General features: G+C 49.0%; 19 protein-coding genes and 7 tRNA genes. 2 read left to right on the top strand and 24 right to left on the bottom strand.

Annotated features, from left to right (window positions below):
* The 3 genes from rimM to ffh form a co-directional block, all read right to left on the bottom strand.
* On the bottom strand, window positions 1-519 hold the full coding sequence (gene rimM / locus HA49_RS13930; protein WP_425427736.1) for a ribosome maturation factor RimM: 519 nt from the start codon (window positions 517-519) through the stop codon (window positions 1-3).
* Between the two features lie 54 nt (window positions 520-573).
* On the bottom strand, window positions 574-822 hold the full coding sequence (gene rpsP, locus HA49_RS13925; RefSeq protein WP_038018499.1) for a 30S ribosomal protein S16: 249 nt from the start codon (window positions 820-822) through the stop codon (window positions 574-576).
* Window positions 823-966: 144 nt separating this feature from the next.
* The gene (gene ffh / locus HA49_RS13920) at window positions 967-2,328 is read right to left on the bottom strand and encodes a signal recognition particle protein (RefSeq protein ID WP_038018495.1); all 1,362 of its coding nucleotides are present in this window, start codon (window positions 2,326-2,328) and stop codon (window positions 967-969) included.
* Between the two features lie 171 nt (window positions 2,329-2,499).
* Here ffh and HA49_RS13915 point away from each other — a divergent pair, with 171 nt between their 5' ends.
* The gene (locus HA49_RS13915; RefSeq protein ID WP_038018494.1) at window positions 2,500-3,291 is read left to right on the top strand and encodes a cytochrome C assembly family protein; all 792 of its coding nucleotides are present in this window, start codon (window positions 2,500-2,502) and stop codon (window positions 3,289-3,291) included.
* Window positions 3,292-3,316: 25 nt separating this feature from the next.
* Complete coding sequence (locus HA49_RS13910; protein ID WP_038018493.1) at window positions 3,317-4,600, top strand: HlyC/CorC family transporter; 1,284 nt, start codon at window positions 3,317-3,319, stop codon at window positions 4,598-4,600.
* Window positions 4,601-4,721: 121 nt separating this feature from the next.
* Here the strand turns inward: HA49_RS13910 and luxS are convergent, their stop codons facing one another.
* The 21 genes from luxS to HA49_RS13805 all read right to left on the bottom strand — a co-directional run bounded on the left by luxS (window position 4,722) and on the right by HA49_RS13805 (window position 18,732).
* Complete coding sequence (gene luxS / locus HA49_RS13905) at window positions 4,722-5,237, bottom strand: S-ribosylhomocysteine lyase (protein WP_038018492.1); 516 nt, start codon at window positions 5,235-5,237, stop codon at window positions 4,722-4,724.
* A 148-nt stretch (window positions 5,238-5,385) separates the two neighbouring features.
* Complete coding sequence (gene gshA, locus HA49_RS13900; protein WP_038018488.1) at window positions 5,386-6,948, bottom strand: glutamate--cysteine ligase; 1,563 nt, start codon at window positions 6,946-6,948, stop codon at window positions 5,386-5,388.
* Between the two features lie 135 nt (window positions 6,949-7,083).
* Window positions 7,084-7,650, bottom strand: coding sequence for a fructose-1-phosphate/6-phosphogluconate phosphatase (gene yqaB, locus HA49_RS13895; RefSeq protein WP_038018483.1), 567 nt, complete (start codon window positions 7,648-7,650; stop codon window positions 7,084-7,086).
* A 266-nt stretch (window positions 7,651-7,916) separates the two neighbouring features.
* A tRNA-Arg gene (locus tag HA49_RS13890) sits at window positions 7,917-7,993 on the bottom strand.
* Window positions 7,994-8,001: 8 nt separating this feature from the next.
* Window positions 8,002-8,094: transfer RNA gene (locus HA49_RS13885), tRNA-Ser, on the bottom strand.
* Between the two features lie 76 nt (window positions 8,095-8,170).
* Window positions 8,171-8,247 (bottom strand) — tRNA-Arg (locus HA49_RS13880).
* Window positions 8,248-8,364: 117 nt separating this feature from the next.
* Window positions 8,365-8,441, bottom strand: a tRNA-Arg gene (locus HA49_RS13875).
* A gap of 49 nt (window positions 8,442-8,490) precedes the next feature.
* A tRNA-Arg gene (locus HA49_RS13870) sits at window positions 8,491-8,567 on the bottom strand.
* Window positions 8,568-8,648: 81 nt separating this feature from the next.
* Window positions 8,649-8,725 (bottom strand) — tRNA-Arg (locus tag HA49_RS13865).
* An 8-nt stretch (window positions 8,726-8,733) separates the two neighbouring features.
* Window positions 8,734-8,826: transfer RNA gene (locus HA49_RS13860), tRNA-Ser, on the bottom strand.
* Between the two features lie 264 nt (window positions 8,827-9,090).
* Window positions 9,091-9,276: a carbon storage regulator CsrA gene (gene csrA / locus HA49_RS13855; protein ID WP_025902553.1), complete on the bottom strand. Its 186-nt coding sequence runs from the start codon at window positions 9,274-9,276 to the stop codon at window positions 9,091-9,093.
* Window positions 9,277-9,527: 251 nt separating this feature from the next.
* Window positions 9,528-12,155 carry an alanine--tRNA ligase gene (gene alaS, locus HA49_RS13850; RefSeq protein WP_038018480.1) on the bottom strand — a complete coding sequence of 876 codons (2,628 nt, stop codon included), beginning with the start codon at window positions 12,153-12,155 and terminating at the stop codon, window positions 9,528-9,530.
* Between the two features lie 137 nt (window positions 12,156-12,292).
* Window positions 12,293-12,805: a regulatory protein RecX gene (locus tag HA49_RS13845; protein WP_046791837.1), complete on the bottom strand. Its 513-nt coding sequence runs from the start codon at window positions 12,803-12,805 to the stop codon at window positions 12,293-12,295.
* 130 nt (window positions 12,806-12,935) lie between these two features.
* Window positions 12,936-14,006 carry a recombinase RecA gene (gene recA, locus HA49_RS13840; protein WP_038018477.1) on the bottom strand — a complete coding sequence of 357 codons (1,071 nt, stop codon included), beginning with the start codon at window positions 14,004-14,006 and terminating at the stop codon, window positions 12,936-12,938.
* Between the two features lie 98 nt (window positions 14,007-14,104).
* Window positions 14,105-14,596 (bottom strand): nicotinamide-nucleotide amidase, encoded by a 492-nt coding sequence (gene pncC / locus HA49_RS13835; protein WP_038018473.1) that lies wholly within the window; start codon window positions 14,594-14,596, stop codon window positions 14,105-14,107.
* 231 nt (window positions 14,597-14,827) lie between these two features.
* Entirely contained in the window at window positions 14,828-15,166 is a 339-nt protein-coding gene (locus tag HA49_RS13830) for a zinc ribbon domain-containing protein YjdM (protein WP_038018471.1), read from the bottom strand.
* 86 nt (window positions 15,167-15,252) lie between these two features.
* A complete protein-coding gene (gene mltB / locus HA49_RS13825) occupies window positions 15,253-16,329 on the bottom strand; it encodes a lytic murein transglycosylase B (protein ID WP_038019433.1) in 1,077 nt (358 codons plus the stop codon).
* Between the two features lie 217 nt (window positions 16,330-16,546).
* Window positions 16,547-17,131, bottom strand: a complete 585-nt coding sequence (locus HA49_RS13820) for a helix-turn-helix transcriptional regulator (protein WP_052752512.1) — start codon at window positions 17,129-17,131, stop codon at window positions 16,547-16,549.
* Window positions 17,132-17,407: 276 nt separating this feature from the next.
* Window positions 17,408-17,782, bottom strand: a complete 375-nt coding sequence (locus HA49_RS13815; protein ID WP_169748775.1) for a type VI secretion system baseplate subunit TssE — start codon at window positions 17,780-17,782, stop codon at window positions 17,408-17,410.
* Window positions 17,783-17,911: 129 nt separating this feature from the next.
* Window positions 17,912-18,370 (bottom strand): hypothetical protein, encoded by a 459-nt coding sequence (locus HA49_RS13810; RefSeq protein WP_038018465.1) that lies wholly within the window; start codon window positions 18,368-18,370, stop codon window positions 17,912-17,914.
* Between the two features lie 98 nt (window positions 18,371-18,468).
* Window positions 18,469-18,732 (bottom strand): PAAR domain-containing protein, encoded by a 264-nt coding sequence (locus tag HA49_RS13805; RefSeq protein ID WP_038018463.1) that lies wholly within the window; start codon window positions 18,730-18,732, stop codon window positions 18,469-18,471.

The raw sequence follows: 18,732 nt of genomic DNA, 5'->3' as shown, positions 1-18,732 counted from the left end.
TCAAAAACCAGGATCCCAGTCTACTTCAATTGTGCCAGTAGCGAGATCGACTTTTCTGATAACCTGTTCATAAAGAAACGGTATTAGCCGCTCTTTCGCGCCAAACGCATCTTTCAGGTTAGCCTTAACCACCAGAACATCGTTCGAGCCGGTTTCCATCATATCAATGACTTTTCCCATCCCGTAACCATCGACGTTAACTACCTGACAACCTATCAGGTCTTTCCAGTAGTAATCGCCTTCTTCCAGTGTCGGCAGTTGCGTGGAATCAACCAGTATTTCGCAATTGGTTAACTGCGCCGCTGCATCACGATCATCAATGCCTTTGACTTTGATAATCATGTCCTGATTATGATTTTTCCAGCTCTCCAGTTCAATCTGCTGCCATTGACCGGCACGCTGAATAAACCAGGGTTGGTAATCAAAGATACGCTCAGCATCTTCAGTGGATGAAAACACCTTGAGCCAACCGCGAATACCGTAGGCCGCTCCCATTTTTCCTAATACCAGCGAATTCATCGGAGGTTGTGCGGTAGTTTTTCTGGTTATGCTCATGTTCGCCACCGTGACAGATTAAGCTGCTTTTTTTGCTTCTTTAACCAGCGCGTGAACGCGGTCAGAAACGGTGGCACCTAAATCAACCCAATGTTCGATGCGGTCCAGATCCAGACGCAGTGCTTCAGCCTGACCAGAAGCCACCGGGTTGAAGAAGCCAACGCGCTCAATGAAACGACCATTACGCGCATTACGGCTGTCAGTAACGACAACCTGATAGAACGGACGCTTTTTAGCGCCGTGACGTGCCAAACGAATTGTTACCATAACATCCTCTTTAGTTAATAAAACACCCGGACCCCATCGAGGGCGGGGGCCGGGTGCAATATAAAAAGCCCGAAAATTTTACTCGTTTGGGCGCAAAAAGCAACCTGTTAAGTAAATTAGCTTCCGGGCTTTTAGTTTTCCGGCTTAACGGCCGGGAAATCCTGGCGGCATCATGCCTTTCATGCCACGCATCATCTTGGCCATGCCGCCCTTCTTCATTTTCTTCATCATCCGCTGCATATCATCAAACTGCTTCAGCAGACGGTTGACATCCTGAACCTGCAAACCACAGCCCATCGCAATACGGCGCTTACGTGACCCCTTGATAATTTCCGGTTTTTCACGCTCTTTACGGGTCATGGAATTGATAATAGCTTCCATCCGGACCAGCACTTTATCGTCCATCTGTGATTTCACGTTGTCGGGTAACTGACCCATTCCCGGCAATTTACCCATCAGGCTGGCCATTCCGCCCATATTGCGCATTTGCTTAAGTTGTGCCAGAAAATCGTTCAGATCAAAGCCATCACCTGTTTTCAGCTTTTTCGCCAGCTTTTCAGCCTGGTCACGGTCAACTTTGCTTTCGATATCTTCAATCAGCGATAACATATCCCCCATGCCGAGGATACGCGAAGCTATACGGTCCGGATAAAAGGCTTCCAGGGCATCAGTTTTTTCACCCATCCCCATAAACTTGATAGGTTTACCGGTGATATGACGAATTGACAGTGCCGCCCCCCCCCGGGCATCACCATCCACTTTCGTCAGGATAACCCCGGTCAGTGGCAGGGCTTCGTTAAATGCTTTCGCCGTATTGGCCGCATCCTGACCGGTCATGGCATCCACCACGAATAACGTTTCTACCGGGTTTATCGCCGCATGGACCAGCTTAATCTCGTCCATCATCGCCTCGTCCACATGCAAACGACCTGCGGTATCGACCAGCAGCACATCATAGAATTTCAGGCGTGCTTCGCTTAGCGCATGTTTAACGATATCAACGGGTTTCTGGGTGATGTCCGACGGGCAGAAATCAATTCCTACCTGGTCTGCCAGGGTCTCCAGCTGTTTGATCGCCGCCGGGCGATACACGTCAGCGGAGACAACCAACACCTTTTTCTTCTGCTTTTCTTTAAGAAACTTGCCTAACTTTCCGACACTGGTGGTTTTACCGGCCCCTTGCAGACCGGCCATCAGTACCACTGCCGGGGGTTGGGCGGCAAGATTCAGAGTATTGTTCTCAGCACCCATTGCCGCGATCAACTGGTCGCGAACAATTTTGATAAATTCCTGGCCCGGAGTCAGACTTTTATTGACGTCCTGCCCCACCGCACTCTCTTTAACCCGTGCGATAAAATCACGGACCACGGGTAGCGCGACGTCAGCTTCCAGTAACGCCATGCGTACTTCACGCAGAGTGTCTTTAATATTGTCTTCTGTCAGCCTTCCGCGGCCGCTGATATTGCGCAGTGTTTGCGACAAACGATCGGTTAAATTATCAAACATTACCTTTCACTCTGAAAATTTTGCGAAGCCGCCCGGGCGACATTTTTCGGGGAGTATAACATGAAGCGCAGCCGATCTCTGCAATTGACCGTGAGATCGTTTGGCGCGAGTCGTTGCTGACGCTATACTGCCTGTCTGAACTCTCAATGATGACTAACACGATACCCTTATATGTCAGTTTTTGCGATTGTGGCGCTATTTGCCTATTCACTGAGTCTTGCCCTGATCATCCCCAGTCTGTTAACCCGGGGAAATGGCTGGCGGCGCATGGCTATGCTTTCAGCGATTGTTGCGTTGATTACCCACGGTGTCGCGATTGAGCAACGGATTTTTATTCTGAACTCAGAACAGAATTTTAGTTTGCTAAATACTGGCTCGTTGGTCAGCCTGATGATTTGTGCGGTAATGACGATTGTTGCTTCCCGTAACCGGGGGTGGCTGCTGCTGCCTTTTGTATACGGATTTGCACTGATTAACCTGGCATTTGCCACCTTCGTGCCCAATGCTTTCCTGACTCACCTGGAAACCACCCCCGGGATCATGATTCATATTGGCCTCGCATTATTCGCCTACGCTACCCTGATCATCGCTGCATTGTATGCATTACAACTGGCCTGGATTGATTATCAGCTCAAAAATAAAAGACTGGCGTTCAGCCATGATATGCCGCCACTGATGGTGATAGAACGCAAGATGTTCCATATCACTCAGGTTGGCGTCGTACTGCTGACACTGGTGTTATGCAGCGGGCTGTTTTATATGCGTGACCTGTTCTCTGAGGAGAATGTCGATAAAGCGGTACTTTCCCTGCTCGCCTGGTTTGTGTATATCGTGCTGCTGTGGGGACATTATCATGAAGGCTGGCGTGGACGCCGTGTTGTCTGGTTCAACTGCAGTGGAGCTGTTCTGCTGACCATGGCCTATTTTGGCAGCCGTATTTTACAACACCTGCTAACCCATTAATCTTTATAAATAAAGGAAGTTCGCGTTGGAACATGTTTCAACCACATCGCTCATCATTACCCTGGTCGTTATGGTACTGATCTCTGCCTGGTTTGCGGGTTCAGAAACCGGGATAATGACACTAAACCGTTATAAACTTCGCCATAACGCTAAAAACGGTAACCGCGCCGCTAAACGGGTGGAGAAACTGCTCTCCAGACCTGACCGGCTGTTAAGTCTGGTGCTGATTGGCAATAACCTGGTCAATATTTTAGCCTCTTCCGTCGCGACTATCGTCGGTATTCGTTTATACGGTAACGCAGGTGTCGCCATCGCTACCGGAATCCTGACATTTGTGGTGCTGGTGTTTGCAGAAGTTCTGCCTAAAACCATCGCAGCGCTCTACCCGGAAAAAGTGGCCTATCCGAGCAGTTTTTTACTGGCTCCGCTGCAGGTCATTATGATGCCGGTGGTCTGGCTGTTAAATTCCATTACCCGACTGCTGATGCGGATGGTGGGGATTAAGGCCAACGGTTCTGCCAACTCCGCACTCAGTAAGGAAGAATTACGGACTATCGTCTATGAGTCACGGACTCTGATGTCCCGCCGTAATCAGGACATGTTGCTGTCGATACTGGATCTGGAAAAAGTCACTGTCGATCACATTATGGTGCCACGCAATGAAATCGTCGGAATTAATGTCAATGATGACTGGAAATCGGTGATCCGCCAACTTACACACTCACCGCATGGCCGTATCGTACTGTTTCGCGATACCCTGGATGATGCGGTAGGTATGCTCAGGGTTCGTGAAGCCTGGCGGATGATGACTGAGAAGAAAGAGTTCACTAAGGAAAACCTGCTACGCGCAGCAGACGAAATTTATTTCATACCACAAGGAACGGCACTGAACACCCAACTGGTGAAATTTCAGCGTAATAAAAAGAAAGCAGGTCTGGTGGTTGATGAGTATGGTGACATTAAGGGGCTGGTGACCATCGAAGATATCCTGGAAGAAATCGTCGGGGATTTCACTACCTCCATGTCGCCTACCCTTGCAGAAGAAGTCTTACCGCAGAATGACGGTTCCGTATTGGTCGATGGCAGCGCTAATGTCAGAGAAATTAATAAAGTCTTTAACTGGGACCTGCCGGAAGATGGTGGCAGAACCATTAACGGTATGATTCTCGAGGTTCTCGAAGAGATCCCTGAAGTTAACCGTAAGGTACAGATTGGTCACTATGCCATCGAGATCCTTGACGTGCAGGACAATATGGTTAAGCAGACCCGGATTACCCCGCACACCACGCTACAGCATTCGCTGGGGTAAGCTGCCAGTATGAGACCACTCCCCCGGGGAGGATTTTACGCTGAAAATAAGAAAGGCGTCATGCACCGCATGACGCCTTTCTTTTGCCTGAGCCGGTATTCCGGCGGGGCGGACTGCAAAACTAGATATGCAGTTCTTTCAGGGTTTCTGGCGGCAACGCCAGCTCTTCGTTGTGGTTCACACGGACATCATTCTCGATGATGTGACGAGCGATATCCTGTGCTTCTTCCAGCGAGTGCATCTGGTAAGTACCACACTGAAACTCGTTCAGTTCAGGAATTTTGCTCTGGTCAGTCACTTTCAGCACGTCCTGCATCGCCGCTTTCCAGGAGTCAGCCACTTTCTGCTCTGCGGGGGTACCAATCAGGCTCATATAGAAACCGGTACGGCAGCCCATCGGTGAAATATCAATAATTTCGACGCCCTGACCATTCAGGTGATTACGCATAAATCCGGCGAACAAATGTTCCAGGGTATGGATACCGCGCTCAGGCATAACTTCTTTGTTCGGAATACAGAAACGTAAATCGAACACGGTGATGGTATCGCCATGCGGCGTATTCATAGTCTTGGCTACACGGACAGCCGGCGCGGCCATGCGTGTATGATCAACGGTAAAGCTATCCAACAATGGCATATGGTCACCTCTTTTAAAAAATTTTTTTCGATCAATGAAACTTTTTCGTCAGCCCCGCGTCTGAATATATGAAAGACGCGCATTTGTTATCATCATCCCTGACAACAGAGATGTTACTTTGGCCACAGTGATGTGGCCTTTTCTTTTTTCAGCCTTCCCTGCCTGCCAGATAATCTTCAAAACTCAGTGTATCTGCGGCTTCGATTTTGGCCTGCGCAGCAAAAGATTCCTGCGTCTGGCGACGAAATTCGTCTTCGGTCAAGACTTCCAGTGGTTCCTGCAGTAACATCTGGCGATATTTGTCTGCCAGTTGGGTTCCCGCGGCTGCCAGCCCCTGCTCCTGCATTTCCTGCAAAATCTTAGCCGAATAAGTTTTCTCAGGATCATCTAATGACTCTGACAACCTGCGGCATACCTGCTGATAGGCATCACCCCCGTCAGGCGCATCAAGAACCTGAGCAATACGTTGCAAACCTGCAAACATCTGCTGGCCAGCGTCTTTTAGTGAATAAATCTGCTCGCCACAACCGGCGCTCAGTTTCAACCCCGGTTTGCGTCCTTCCATGACGACCCGGTTCCAGTTACCCCGGGTACATTGCAATTCTTCAGCACTCATTTCTGGTGCTTCTGCCAGTGCACACCAGATCAGGAACATATCCAGAAAACGGATCTGTTCTTCGTTTATCCCCACCGGGGTAAACGGATTGACATCCAGTGAGCGAACTTCGATATATTCAATCCCACCACGGCTCAGTGCCGCCAAAGGGGCTTCACCGGCACGAATCACCCTCTTCGGCCGAATTGGCGCATACAGTTCATTTTCAATCTGCAGCACATTGGTGTTCAGCTGAATACGTTTGCCTTCGCTGTCTGTCACACCAAGTTTAGCATACTCTTCCGAAGGGGTTTTGATGGCTTTTTTCAGGGCAGCAACATAGCCTTCGAGAGAGTTAAAGGTGATCCCTAAAGCACTCTGTGACTTATTGGTATAGCCGAGATCGCTGAGACGTAAGGAGGTTGCATACGGCAACCACCATGTCCCTTTACCGTTACTTTCTAATGGCAGACTGCCTTTGCCCTGAGGCAGGAAACTTTCACAAATAGCCGGTGAAGCGCCAAACAGATAAGGAATAATCCATCCAAAACGATAATAGTTACGAATCAGCTGCAGGTAGCCGGCAGAAATTTCATCTTTTGCCTCAGCAACAGAATCAATGCCCAACCTGGCCTGCCAGAACGCACCGGGTAATGAGAAATTGTAGTGTAACCCCGAAATAACCTGCATCAGCGAACCATAACGATGCTTCAGCCCTTCACGGTAAACCGTTTTCATCCGGCCAATGTTCGAGCTGCCATACTGGGCCAGAGTGATATCCTGCGGGTCATTAATGATGCATGGCATACTAAAAGGCCATAATCGCTCATCACCCAGTGACCGGGTAACATAACGGTGAATATCACGCAGAAACGCCAGCAAATGCTTAATATCACGATCTACCGGAGTAACAAACTCCAGTAAAGACTCCGCAAAATCGGTAATAATCCATTTATGGGTCAGTGCAGAGCCCAACGTTTCAGGATGCCCCTGTAACGACAGTTGTCCGTCTGGCTGAACACGTAATGTTTCCCGTTCGATACCACGACCAATGCCTTGTACTGCTTCAGGGTGCTTTTCCAGCCAGCTTAATGCTTCAGATACGTCAGGTATCACTGTCACCTCCCACGGTGATAATTATGTCTTATAGTTCTGTACAATTGCAGTGTAACAATGAACCAAAAAGGATGATAAACCAAATAATTGCCATCCCCGCTATGCCGGCGATAAAGGCTGCCACAGGTTCGGTGATTATAAGTGTCGGACATCCACAACATCCATTCCTGCAGCTTTTGCAGCACGAACCCCGAAGTCTGCATCTTCAAACACTACGCAGCGGTTAGCCTCTACTCCCATAAGCCTGGCACATTCCAGAAAAGTCTGGGGGTCGGGTTTATGCTGCCTGACATCATCCGCAGCCACCAGGACGCTAAACAGATGACGAACGCCAAGGTGAGTCAACAAACGTTCAGCCATGCTATGACTGCTGCCGGTACCGACGGCCATGGGCAGCTTGCCGTGATACCGTTTAGCCACCTCAATCAATGGTAATAGCGTCGACGTTACCAGCAAAAATTTGTCCAGTTGCTGCTCTTTTTCAGCGGCCAGCTGCTGAGGGTCCAGAGTGGCACCATTAGCTATAACAATCTGTTCGGCGATTTTCCAGCCCGGAGAGCCATTAAGGGCAACCATTTGTTCGAAAGAGAATGTCAGGCCGTGCTTTTCCAGCACTTGCTTCCATGCCTGGCGGTGTGCCGGCTCGCTGTTGACCAGCGTGCCATCCATATCAAAAATAAGCCCGTCATAATGATCGTACATAGTAACTCCAGACTAAACCGATAAGTCGTTACTTTATATTAATGCAGGTGAATTGTCGCCGTCCGAAGTAAACCGTAAATGCTAACAACAATAAACAGCTAACGGACTGATGTTCAATGCAAAAAATCAGCTAAGACGCGAGGTCAGAATTCGGGTACACAGGGGACAGATGGTCAGATAAAATAAAAAATTTACGGGATGCTTCGTAAGTTGAGATTAACTGCGGTACAGAAAAGCGTAAAGAGGTTAGGCTATGAGACAGGTGATGGTGCATCCGGGAGGATTCGAACCTCCGACCGCCCGGTTCGTAGCCGGGTACTCTATCCAGCTGAGCTACGGATGCAGTACAAATGGCGGTGAGGGAGGGATTCGAACCCTCGATGCAGCTTTTGACCGCATACTCCCTTAGCAGGGGAGCGCCTTCAGCCTCTCGGCCACCTCACCACAGATACTTCGCTACCTGTTTTCGCATCAACCCAAACCGGCAGTTAGATTGAAAAACAAGGAGTTACATCAAAAATGGTGCATCCGGGAGGATTCGAACCTCCGACCGCCCGGTTCGTAGCCGGGTACTCTATCCAGCTGAGCTACGGATGCAGTACAAATATCAGTGCAGTAATACCAACCACCGGATAATACAACTTCCAGTCGCTGACAATTCAAACTTTCCCGAGCCTGGTTACCGTGACTATTAACGATATAGCTTTCAGGAAATGGTGCATCCGGGAGGATTCGAACCTCCGACCGCCCGGTTCGTAGCCGGGTACTCTATCCAGCTGAGCTACGGATGCATCGAAAAACAATTGATGGATTTGTACAACCTGGGAAACTACACGAGAATGGTGCATCCGGGAGGATTCGAACCTCCGACCGCTCGGTTCGTAGCCGAGTACTCTATCCAGCTGAGCTACGGATGCATTTCTGAATTCTTGTATAATGCAGAGTGCTGACATCACATCTTAGCAACGGATTAACAAGACTGATTTACCGTTTACGTATGGTGCATCCGGGAGGATTCGAACCTCCGACCGCCCGGTTCGTAGCCGGGTACTCTATCCAGCTGAGCTACGGATGCAACGTAAATGGCGGTGAGGGAGGGATTCGAACCCTCGATGCAGCTTTTGACCGCATACTCCCTTAGCAGGGGAGCGCCTTCAGCCTCTCGGCCACCTCACCACTTGTTACTACGCTACCCGCCCCGACGCCGTGCTTAAAACTGCGCTTCGTCGCTGCGTTGGCGCACATATTACTTCCCCCGACTTATAAGTCAAACAATTTTTCCGCAAGATTGTTTGTTTGCGCGTTTAGTCATCAATCAGGGCATTTAAAAGCCAAAAAGAGTGTATTTTCAACGGCACAGCGACTGAGACAGAGTCAGGAATCAGTTAAAAAAGGGGCAAAAAGATGGCGCGCCTCGTCAGATACGAGGCGCTGAATATGTTAATAGTCCGGCTGCTGGGTTTTTTCTGCCTGAATACGCTGGTAGATCTCTTCGCGGTGTACAGACACCTCTTTGGGAGCATTCACGCCTATACGTACCTGGTTCCCTTTAACACCCAATACCGTGACCGTCACCTCATCGCCAATCATGAGAGTTTCACCAACTCGACGAGTTAGAATAAGCATTCTTTGCTCCTTGAAAGATTAAAAGAGTCGGGCCAGTTCTGGCTCCCGGCAAATCCATCGTATAACGCATTGCTATCTATTGACTACGACTGATACAGAAAATTCAATCAGCCCGCCAATACATTTCGCTAATAGTTAGTTTAGCCGAAATACACCATCACTACCTGACTTTATCATTTTAGGTTGCTTATCGTGTAAATAACGCCCTGAGAATGATCCCCGGGCGCATTCACCGGTAGCTTGTTTATCTTTTACAATTTCCCGCTGACCAGGGCTTCAACCCCTGCCAGAGCCGCTGGTAATGCAGAAGGATCGGTCCCGCCGGCCTGAGCCATATCCGGACGCCCTCCTCCTTTTCCACCGACCTGACTGGCAATAATACCGATCAGTTCCCCTGCTTTAATTCTGTCAGTTAAATCTTTCGTTACACCAGCAATAAGCGATACTTTACCTTCACTGGCAGTTCCCAGCACAATGACGGCAGATCCTAACTGGTTTTTTAAATCATCAACCATAGTACGTAACAGTTTAGGTTCAGTGTTACGTAATTCGCTAACCAGCAGTTTCACACCTTTAATCTCTACCGCTTTGGTCGCCAGAGAGCTGCTTTCCTGCGCGGCCTGCTGATCCTGCAACTGCTGCAGTTCTTTTTCCAGTGTACGTACCTGTTCAACCAGTGAACGTACTTTTTCATTCAGATTGCTGCTGTTCGCTTTCACCTGATGAGCAATATCCTGTAACTGTTGATCCTGAGCGAATACTGTCTCCAGTGCACTTTCCCCGGTCACCGCCTCAATACGGCGGACACCTGCTGCAGTGCCGGACTCAGAGATAATACGGAACAGTCCGATATCACCGGTACGGCTGGCATGAGTACCACCGCACAGTTCCACCGAAAAATCCCCCATCGTCAGTACACGGACTTTCTGATCATACTTCTCGCCAAACAACGCCATAGCGCCATTCGCTTTAGCGGCTTCCAGATCCATGATATCAGTTTCTACGGCCAGGTTACGACGCACCTGCGCATTAACGATGTCATTGACCCGACGTAACTGCTCAGGCTTCACTGCTTCAGTGTGAGAGAAATCGAAACGCAAATATTTGTCATTGACCAGTGAGCCTTTCTGCGCCACATGATCACCTAATACTTCACGTAATGCTGCATGCAGCAGGTGAGTTGCCGAATGATTCAGACGAATCCGTGCCCGGCGGGCTTCATCCACCTGCGCTGACACGCTGTCACCCACCCGCAGGGTACCCCGGGTCAAACGTCCAACATGACCATTGGATTTACCGTATTTTTGAGTATCTGTCACGGAGAACGTGGCTCCACTGGCGTTCAGTACACCGGTATCACCGACCTGACCGCCCGACTCACCATAAAATGGTGTCTGATCGAGAATAATGACAGCCTCTTCAGTTCCAGTCAGTTGATCAACCGCTTGTCCGTTCACGAAAATGGCGGTGACTTTTGACTGTTCCTGCAAATGCTCATAACCGGTAAATACAGATTCGCTGTCAACTCTGATCAGGCTGTTATAGTCGGCACTGAAGCCACTGGCATCACGGGCTCGCTGACGCTGTGCTTCCATTGCAGCGTCAAAACCAGCTTCATCAATTTTCAGATTACGTTCGCGACACACATCAGCGGTGAGATCTGCCGGGAAACCAAAGGTGTCATACAGACGAAAGACTGTTTCACCGTCCAGAGTATCCCCTTTCAGTGCTGCCAGTTCTTCGTCCAGCAGAGCCAAGCCACGCTCCAGGGTTTTTGCGAACTGTTCTTCCTCTGTTTTCAGTACTGATTCAACATGAGCCTGTTGCTTTTTCAGGTCTTCGCCGGCACTGCCCATGACATCAATCAGCGGTTGTACCAGTTTATAGAAGAAGCTCTCACCGGCTCCTAGCATATTTCCATGCCGGACAGCACGACGAATAATACGACGCAATACATAACCACGGTTTTCATTCGACGGTATAACACCATCAGCAATCAGGAAGGCACAGGAACGAATATGGTCTGCAATGACCCGCAAGGATTTATTGCTCAGGTCGGTAGCGCCAGTCACTTCAGCCACCGATGCAATCAGATTACGGAACAGATCTATCTCGTAGTTAGAGTTTACATGCTGCAGTACGGCACTGATGCGTTCGAGTCCCATTCCGGTATCGACCGAAGGTTTCGGCAATGGCAGCATGGTTCCGTCAGGCTGACGGTTAAACTGCATAAACACGATATTCCAGATTTCGATATAGCGATCGCCATCTTCTTCCGGACTTCCCGGAGGACCACCCCAGATATGATCGCCATGATCGTAGAAAATCTCGCTGCACGGCCCGCAAGGCCCGGTATCGCCCATCTGCCAGAAGTTATCTGACGCGTAAGCACTGCCTTTATTATCACCGATACGAATAATCCGCTCTGCCGGAACCCCGATATCATTTGCCCAGATATCGTAGGCTTCATCATCGGTCTCGTAAACGGTGACCCAAAGACGCTCTTTAGGCAGGCTGAACCACTCAGCTCCGGTCAGCAGTTCCCACGCGAAAGCAATGGCTTCTGATTTAAAATAATCACCGAAGCTGAAGTTACCCAGCATTTCAAAAAAAGTATGATGGCGAGCGGTATAACCCACATTTTCAAGATCGTTATGTTTACCACCGGCACGAACACAGCGCTGCGATGTTGTGGCGCGCGTGTAATCGCGTTTGTCCTGACCCAGGAAAACGTCTTTAAACTGATTCATACCGGCGTTGGTAAACAGCAACGTCGGATCATTATTCGGTACGAGGGAGCTGCTGGCTACAACCTGATGTCCCTTGCTCTTAAAGAAATCGAGAAACGCTTGACGGATCTCAGCAGTACTCTTGCTCATATATATCCTGGTATCACGCTAACGGAAGTTCCTTTGGGTCCGGGCAACCTGTAGATCGAGGTCTGCCGGTGACAGTGGAACAAAAAAGTGGGAATAAGATAAGTTTTCTTCACAGGGAAGTAAAACCTCATTATGACTCAGCCGGAAAAATTTACCAAAACAGAACGAATATCCTCCATCAGAAACCCTCTGGAGTGTAAAAATCGCTGTAACCGGGCTTTTTCGCGCGCTTCTGTTGGCCATTTATGACCATATTTTTTTCTGGCAACATTTTCTGCCTGTTGTTGCCAGTCGATATCGGTTTCAGCAAGTTCCTGATTGATCAACTCCCGCTCAACCCCCTTATGCTGCAAATCCTGACGAACTCTCTGTGGCCCGTAACCATTACGGCCACGGCTTTGGATAAACAACCGGGTAAATCTCTGGTCATCCAGCCAGCCATTTTCTTCACACCAGGCGATGACTGATGCTAATGCCGTTTCATCAATTGCAGTTTGTTCCACAGCATCCCGTTGCTGGCTACGCCATACAGAGAGGCGAATTTTTTCTTTCAGTTCCTCTACCGAATGATCTCGTTGAGCCAGCAGTCGCGTGGCTCTGTCCAGCAAAGAAGAAAACATAGGGTGACGTTCGGTTTCCGTAAATAGCATAACGGCTCCTTTTCCTGTCGGATATCACAGTGACCGCGTTATTTTACCTGCACCGACAATAAAAAAACAAAAACGGGAGATGGCCTGACAGCCATCTCCCGTTTGTCTGATAATCTGCAGATTATCTGTCTCAGAATTCCTGATGATCCTCGCTCATTTCATCCTGACTGGCAGACTCTTTGCCAGTATCAGACGATTCCTGAGTCGGATTATTTAGCAACATATCACGCAGTTTCTGTTCAATCTCTGTCGCAGCCTGAGGGTTATCGCGCAGATAGTTGCTGGCATTCGCCTTACCCTGGCCAATTTTATCGCCGTTATAACTGTACCATGCACCAGCTTTTTCAATCAGCTTGTGCTTAACACCCAGGTCAACCAGTTCACCGTAGAAGTTGATGCCTTCTCCGTACATGATCTGGAACTCAGCCTGCTTAAATGGCGCTGCGATTTTGTTCTTCACAACTTTAACCCGGGTTTCGCTACCAACGACATTATCACCTTCTTTGATAGCACCGATGCGGCGGATATCCAGTCGTACTGAGGCGTAAAACTTCAGTGCATTACCCCCGGTCGTCGTTTCCGGGTTACCAAACATGACACCAATTTTCATACGAATCTGGTTAATAAAGATCAACAGAGTATTAGACTGTTTCAGGTTACCCGCCAGTTTACGCATCGCCTGGCTCATCATACGTGCTGCCAGCCCCATGTGAGAATCACCAATCTCACCTTCAATTTCGGCTTTTGGCGTCAGAGCAGCCACGGAGTCAACAATAATGACATCCACAGCGCCTGAACGAGCCAGCGCATCACAAATTTCCAGAGCCTGCTCACCGGTATCTGGCTGCGAGCAGAGCAGGTTATCAATATCTACACCCAGTTTTTTTGCATAGACCGGATCTAACGCATGCTCGGCATCGATAAATGCACAGGTTTTACCTTTACGCTGGGCTGCAGCAATAACCTGCAAGGTCAGTGTCGTTTTCCCGGAAGATTCAGGTCCGTAGATTTCGACAATACGACCCATAGGTAATCCACCGGCACCCAGGGCAATATCCAGTGACAGTGAACCGGTTGAAATGGTCTCAACATCCATAGTGCGGTCTTCACCCAGACGCATAATGGAGCCTTTGCCGAATTGTTTTTCAATCTGCCCCAGCGCTGCGGCTAAAGCCTTCTGTTTGTTTTCGTCGATCGCCATTTCAACTCCTGATTATGCCGGATTAGCCAGGCAAATTTGTGGATATTCTTTGTCTCTGTTGGAAAACAATTATACTGTATAGTCATACAGTATCAAGTTTATTTTTCCAGAAACTCACCGCACAGTGTCCGCAGCGCAAATGCCACGGCCTGAGAGCGAACACTGTCTCTGTCACCGTGAAAATGCCGACACTCTGCCAGCACCCGGCCGTCAACCGACGCAAAGCCAAACCAGACGGTGCCGACAGGTTTCTCATCACTGCCGCCGTCCGGCCCGGCGATCCCACTCACCGACACGGCATAATCGGCCCCTGCCGCTTGCAATGCACCGATCGCCATCTCGCGCACCGTTGCTTCACTCACTGCCCCGTGAGCCTCCAGCGTGGCGGCGCTTACCCCCAGTTGACTTATTTTGGCCTGATTACTGTAAGTGACAAATCCCTGTTCAAACCAGGCTGAACTGCCGCTGATATCGGTAATGACTTTAGCTATCCAGCCACCGGTGCAGGACTCTGCGCTGGTGAGAGTGGCCCCCCGTGACAGTAAATACTGTCCGGTAGTGATGCTTAACTGACGTAAATCCTTATCCATCCTGTGTCCTCCGTGTTGCAACAATAATGATCCAGCTTCATTGACAGAAGATACCAGGGATTAATTACCGCTATCAAGCCTAACCGTTCTCATAAGCTCTGCATCGGGAGAGACTACCTAGGCTATTTTCAAAATAACAAGCGCTGTACAGTTTACTGTGCAATACCACACAACAAGGCACAGTACAGATGCCAATAACGGGGGGACCGGCAACGGCCTGGTGAGAAGAAATTAACTCTTCTTCACAAATTCGGATTTCAGTTTCATCGGACCGAAACCATCAATACGGCAATCGATGTTGTGGTCGCCCCCGACCAGACGAATTCCTTTCACCCGGGTACCAATTTTGAGCACTGAGGAGCTGCCTTTGACTTTAAGGTCTTTGATAATCGTGACCGAATCCCCCTCAGTCAGTAAATTGCCGTTGGCATCACGGACATTCATTATCTCGTCAGTCGGGCTCGACTGGAGGGCAGACCACAGATGACCGCATTCGGGACAGTTAAGGTTTTCACCCTCCTGCCAGCTATAGGTGGATTGACATTGTGGGCAGGGAGGAAGTGTTTGCATCAGGAGTCCTTATCGTGACATCAGGCAGAGGCGCCGGCAAAGGGCGCCATCCTATATCCATACAAAGACTAAGGGAAGCCATGCCGCTAAAAAACTCCGTTACTCCTGGCATTACGCACGGCTTCGCCCAACTGCCATACGGCCATGGCATAGTGTGTACTGTGGTTATAACGGGTGATGGTGTAGAAATTAGGGAGCCCAAACCAGTACTGGTAACTCTGCCCCATATCCAGACGTAACAGACTAACCTTCTGAGAAGCGGCGAGTGGTGACTGAGGCCTCAGACCGGCGGCAGCCAGCTGACTGACGGTATAACCGGCGTTATAACCATTATCAAGGTAAGGAGCCTGCCCGCTGGCAGGGATAGCAATCGCCTGCCCGGCTTGCCAGCCGTGCTGCTGGAAATAATGGGCTACGCTGCCGATAGCATCTACCGGATCCCAAAGGTTAATGTGACCGTCACCATCAAAATCGACCGCATATTGTTTATAAGCAGATGGCATGAACTGGCCGTAGCCCATTGCACCGGCGAAGGATCCTCTCAGTTCCAGTGGATTATCCTGCTCGCTGCGGGCCATCAATAAGAACGTTTCGAGTTCACTGCTAAAGTAGGCAGAACGACGCGGATAATCAAAGGACAAGGTCGCCAGCGCATCCAGGATCCGGGTTTTGCCCATCACGCGCCCCCACCGGGTTTCTACCCCGATAATACCGACAATAATTTCCGGAGGAACACCGTATTGCTGCTGAGCCCGCAGTAAATCTCCCTGATACTGATTCCAGAAGGCTACGCCATTTTTCACATTACCCGGGGTGATGAATTTATTACGGTAACGTATCCAGGCGCCGTTAGGACCGACCGGAGCGGCGGTGGTGGGAGCCTGCCGGTCCATCAAACGCAGTACATAATCTAAGCGCCGGGCCTGCCCCAGCCATGACTCCAGTTGCTGGCGGTCAAAACCATGCTTTGCCACCATCATATTAATAAATTTTTCGGTTTCCGGACGCCCGATAAAATCACCGGAAAGCATTCCCTGAGCGGCAGGAGGTGCCTTTAAGAAACCTCCCTGTGGCACGGTAGCAGAGCGTGGTACATTTTCGGTTTTACTACTGCAGGCAACCAGCAGCACAAATAACGGTAACAAAGAAATTTTGTAACGCATCAGAAACCCATTAACCAGAAGCAGACATTTGTTCATGTTAATGCTTTGTTTCACCGACAAACAGTAGAGTCAGGCAAAAAAACACGAAAAAAACCAAAATTATCGAATAAAATAGTAAAAATCCTGGATGGGGCGGGGGAAAAACATCATTCCGGCAGATAAGAATAGCTGAAGCAATGGTCCCGGTGCTCTGTTCCGGGAACAGTAGCTCAGCATTTTACAGAAACAGTGTATTCACCGGTTCATCTTCCAGGCCGGCAATGTAGCAGGCAAATCGATAAAATTCAGCCCGGTTAGCCGCCCCCATTTTACGGCTGATACTGCGATAATGCGCGCTCACTGTTTTCCCTGAACGGTTGAGCATTCTGGCGATATCATGACAATGGTATCCTTTACCTGTCAGCACCAGAATCCGATATTCAGCCTCTGACAACTGGGTATAACTTTTCAACTTTGAAAGGGGACCACGAAATGGTGCGCCAACTGCAGTGACAAAATTAAGTAATTTTTTTATCTTCAGCGCAATATCATCTATCGGACAATTACGACTAAGGAATGGAATATACCAGGTCATTATCGGTGAAGGCAGTCCCTTCATCTCTCGATGGCCGGAAGTAACCGGCAGACTCATAGTGATGACATCTTCTCCAAATATTATCCCTGCACTGTTTTCCAGACGGAAAGATGTCGATGAGACAAAATGTATATCGGCTTTGTCACCCGGATAATACTGGTACAGCAATGATTTAATCCCCATCACCTGATAGATATTTGATTCCGTAAAACAGATTTCTAACGTCATCCATTACACCTGTATTTCATCCACGCTTAATGATTAAGATAAAACCCCGCTCCGGGGAGTATCCATAGAATAAATAACAACAACCGGTAATACCGGGATTGCTGGATTATTACACCGTCAATTACACAAACTATTAACTCAGTCTGTTGCCGGTTCATCAGGCCATATCAGATTAAAAATGAAAATTGTCACTTTTTCCTGACATCAGGGTGATAATCCCGGGCATACTCCTGGTAAATATCACCCAGCCCCGGTTGATGTCCTATTCTTATAAAATCAGCTGAGACTAAAGGTATCATTCCCCTTGTCATAGTGCCCATGAATAAACAACTCAACCGGCTGAGGCAACCAGTCAATCAATGCAGAGATAGCGAACGAGATGACACCATACTTACCCTGAGGCTCTCCGCCAGTTAATACACGAACCGTTAATGTCTCAGGAATAATCCGTGGTTCGAAACGTAAAACAGCAGTATGAATATCTTCTCGTATCGATGGCCATTGTTGTTCACTATCATAGGCTAATCTTCGGGGAATACCATAATTTATCGCTGAGTCAGCTAACTGATGATAGCCTTTTTCCTCAAGAACAGACTCAATATTGGTATGATTAAATAACTCCAGCAGTTCATTAATTACCAGCTGTCGCATTTTTTCAGAGGTTAGTGGTAAAGCGGATTCACCAGAACCACCTGTATTAATTCCTGTAAGTCTTTCCGTTAATGCGGGCGGATACCATAAAGGCTTCATTATATTTAAATCCACAGGGGTCGCTATACGTCACTGTTCATCACCGGGGAATAAAAAGAGTTTATCCGTGAGAGTCCGTAGACAGGGCCGGGTATTATTAATCGTCAGGTCTAATGGTGAGAGACGAAATAATAGCGGTTGTTGTGACGGTTCAAACAACAGATCATCCGCCTCCTGTACCAGTTCCGGCAATGCAAACAGCTTATCGATCATCCGCCCATGCCCAAGAAGATGTTCTGTTATCGTTTGTCCGACATCCAGTGGCTGCAGTTCACTCTGTCGGTGTATTACCGCCACCGGTTGACTCTCCCGTGTCGGTATCCCGGCTATTTCTCCCTCAGAAAGATAGCGGATGTATTCCTGTTCCAGCATTTTGAGAACATCTCCATCAACCGGCAAGGCTTCACCGGCCAGGGGTTGGCGGGTCAGATTTTCGCCCACATAACTGCCGGAAGGCAAAATATCATCGATCAGTAACACACCTTTCATATCAGGTTTCCTTGTTTTTGAAGTCATGGATTTCTGACGAAGTGCCTCAGACTACTCACGCCTGACAGACACCCTGTCTGGCATACGCGATGACAAACTTAGCCAATAAAAACATTCCCGGAACCACTGACAATAACAGCCCCACAACCGGTAATATCACCCGACCTGGCCGCCGGAAATCCCTGGATAAAAACCTGACCGGAACCGCTGCATACAGAAGCAGCCACATGAGTTGCAGCACAGGTGGCTATACTTCCACCGCTGATTGCTGCTGGCTGACCATTAATAAATACCGTTGAGGCACCACAGATGATTGTCCCGCCGTGGCTGGTTAACTCACTGACTCTGGCCGCACTTAACAT

The sequence above is a fragment of the Tatumella morbirosei genome, assembly GCF_000757425.2.
Classification (GTDB): Bacteria; Pseudomonadota; Gammaproteobacteria; order Enterobacterales; family Enterobacteriaceae; genus Tatumella; species Tatumella morbirosei.
Note: the sequence above shows the minus strand (reverse complement) of the source record. Positions and strands in the feature narration are given on the sequence as shown.

Bases quoted from the DNA above. Each gene is read 5' to 3' on its own strand.
- HA49_RS13830 (WP_038018471.1), bottom strand. From the start codon at position 15,166: ATGCAAACACTTCCTCCCTGCCCACAATGTCAATCCACCTATAGCTGG.
- csrA (WP_025902553.1), bottom strand. From the start codon at position 9,276: ATGCTTATTCTAACTCGTCGAGTTGGTGAAACTCTCATGATTGGCGAT.
- HA49_RS13915 (WP_038018494.1), top strand. From the start codon at position 2,500: ATGTCAGTTTTTGCGATTGTGGCGCTATTTGCCTATTCACTGAGTCTT.
- recA (WP_038018477.1), bottom strand. From the start codon at position 14,006: ATGGCGATCGACGAAAACAAACAGAAGGCTTTAGCCGCAGCGCTGGGG.
- rimM (WP_425427736.1), bottom strand. From the start codon at position 519: ATGAATTCGCTGGTATTAGGAAAAATGGGAGCGGCCTACGGTATTCGC.
- HA49_RS13810 (WP_038018465.1), bottom strand. From the start codon at position 18,370: ATGAAAGGTGTGTTACTGATCGATGATATTTTGCCTTCCGGCAGTTAT.
- yqaB (WP_038018483.1), bottom strand. From the start codon at position 7,650: ATGTACGATCATTATGACGGGCTTATTTTTGATATGGATGGCACGCTG.
- HA49_RS13820 (WP_052752512.1), bottom strand. From the start codon at position 17,131: ATGACGTTAGAAATCTGTTTTACGGAATCAAATATCTATCAGGTGATG.
- HA49_RS13815 (WP_169748775.1), bottom strand. From the start codon at position 17,782: ATGCGACAGCTGGTAATTAATGAACTGCTGGAGTTATTTAATCATACC.
- ffh (WP_038018495.1), bottom strand. From the start codon at position 2,328: ATGTTTGATAATTTAACCGATCGTTTGTCGCAAACACTGCGCAATATC.
- pncC (WP_038018473.1), bottom strand. From the start codon at position 14,596: ATGGATAAGGATTTACGTCAGTTAAGCATCACTACCGGACAGTATTTA.
- HA49_RS13845 (WP_046791837.1), bottom strand. From the start codon at position 12,805: ATGCTATTTACGGAAACCGAACGTCACCCTATGTTTTCTTCTTTGCTG.
- rpsP (WP_038018499.1), bottom strand. From the start codon at position 822: ATGGTAACAATTCGTTTGGCACGTCACGGCGCTAAAAAGCGTCCGTTC.
- mltB (WP_038019433.1), bottom strand. From the start codon at position 16,329: ATGCGTTACAAAATTTCTTTGTTACCGTTATTTGTGCTGCTGGTTGCC.
- alaS (WP_038018480.1), bottom strand. From the start codon at position 12,155: ATGAGCAAGAGTACTGCTGAGATCCGTCAAGCGTTTCTCGATTTCTTT.
- luxS (WP_038018492.1), bottom strand. From the start codon at position 5,237: ATGCCATTGTTGGATAGCTTTACCGTTGATCATACACGCATGGCCGCG.
- HA49_RS13805 (WP_038018463.1), bottom strand. From the start codon at position 18,732: ATGTTAAGTGCGGCCAGAGTCAGTGAGTTAACCAGCCACGGCGGGACA.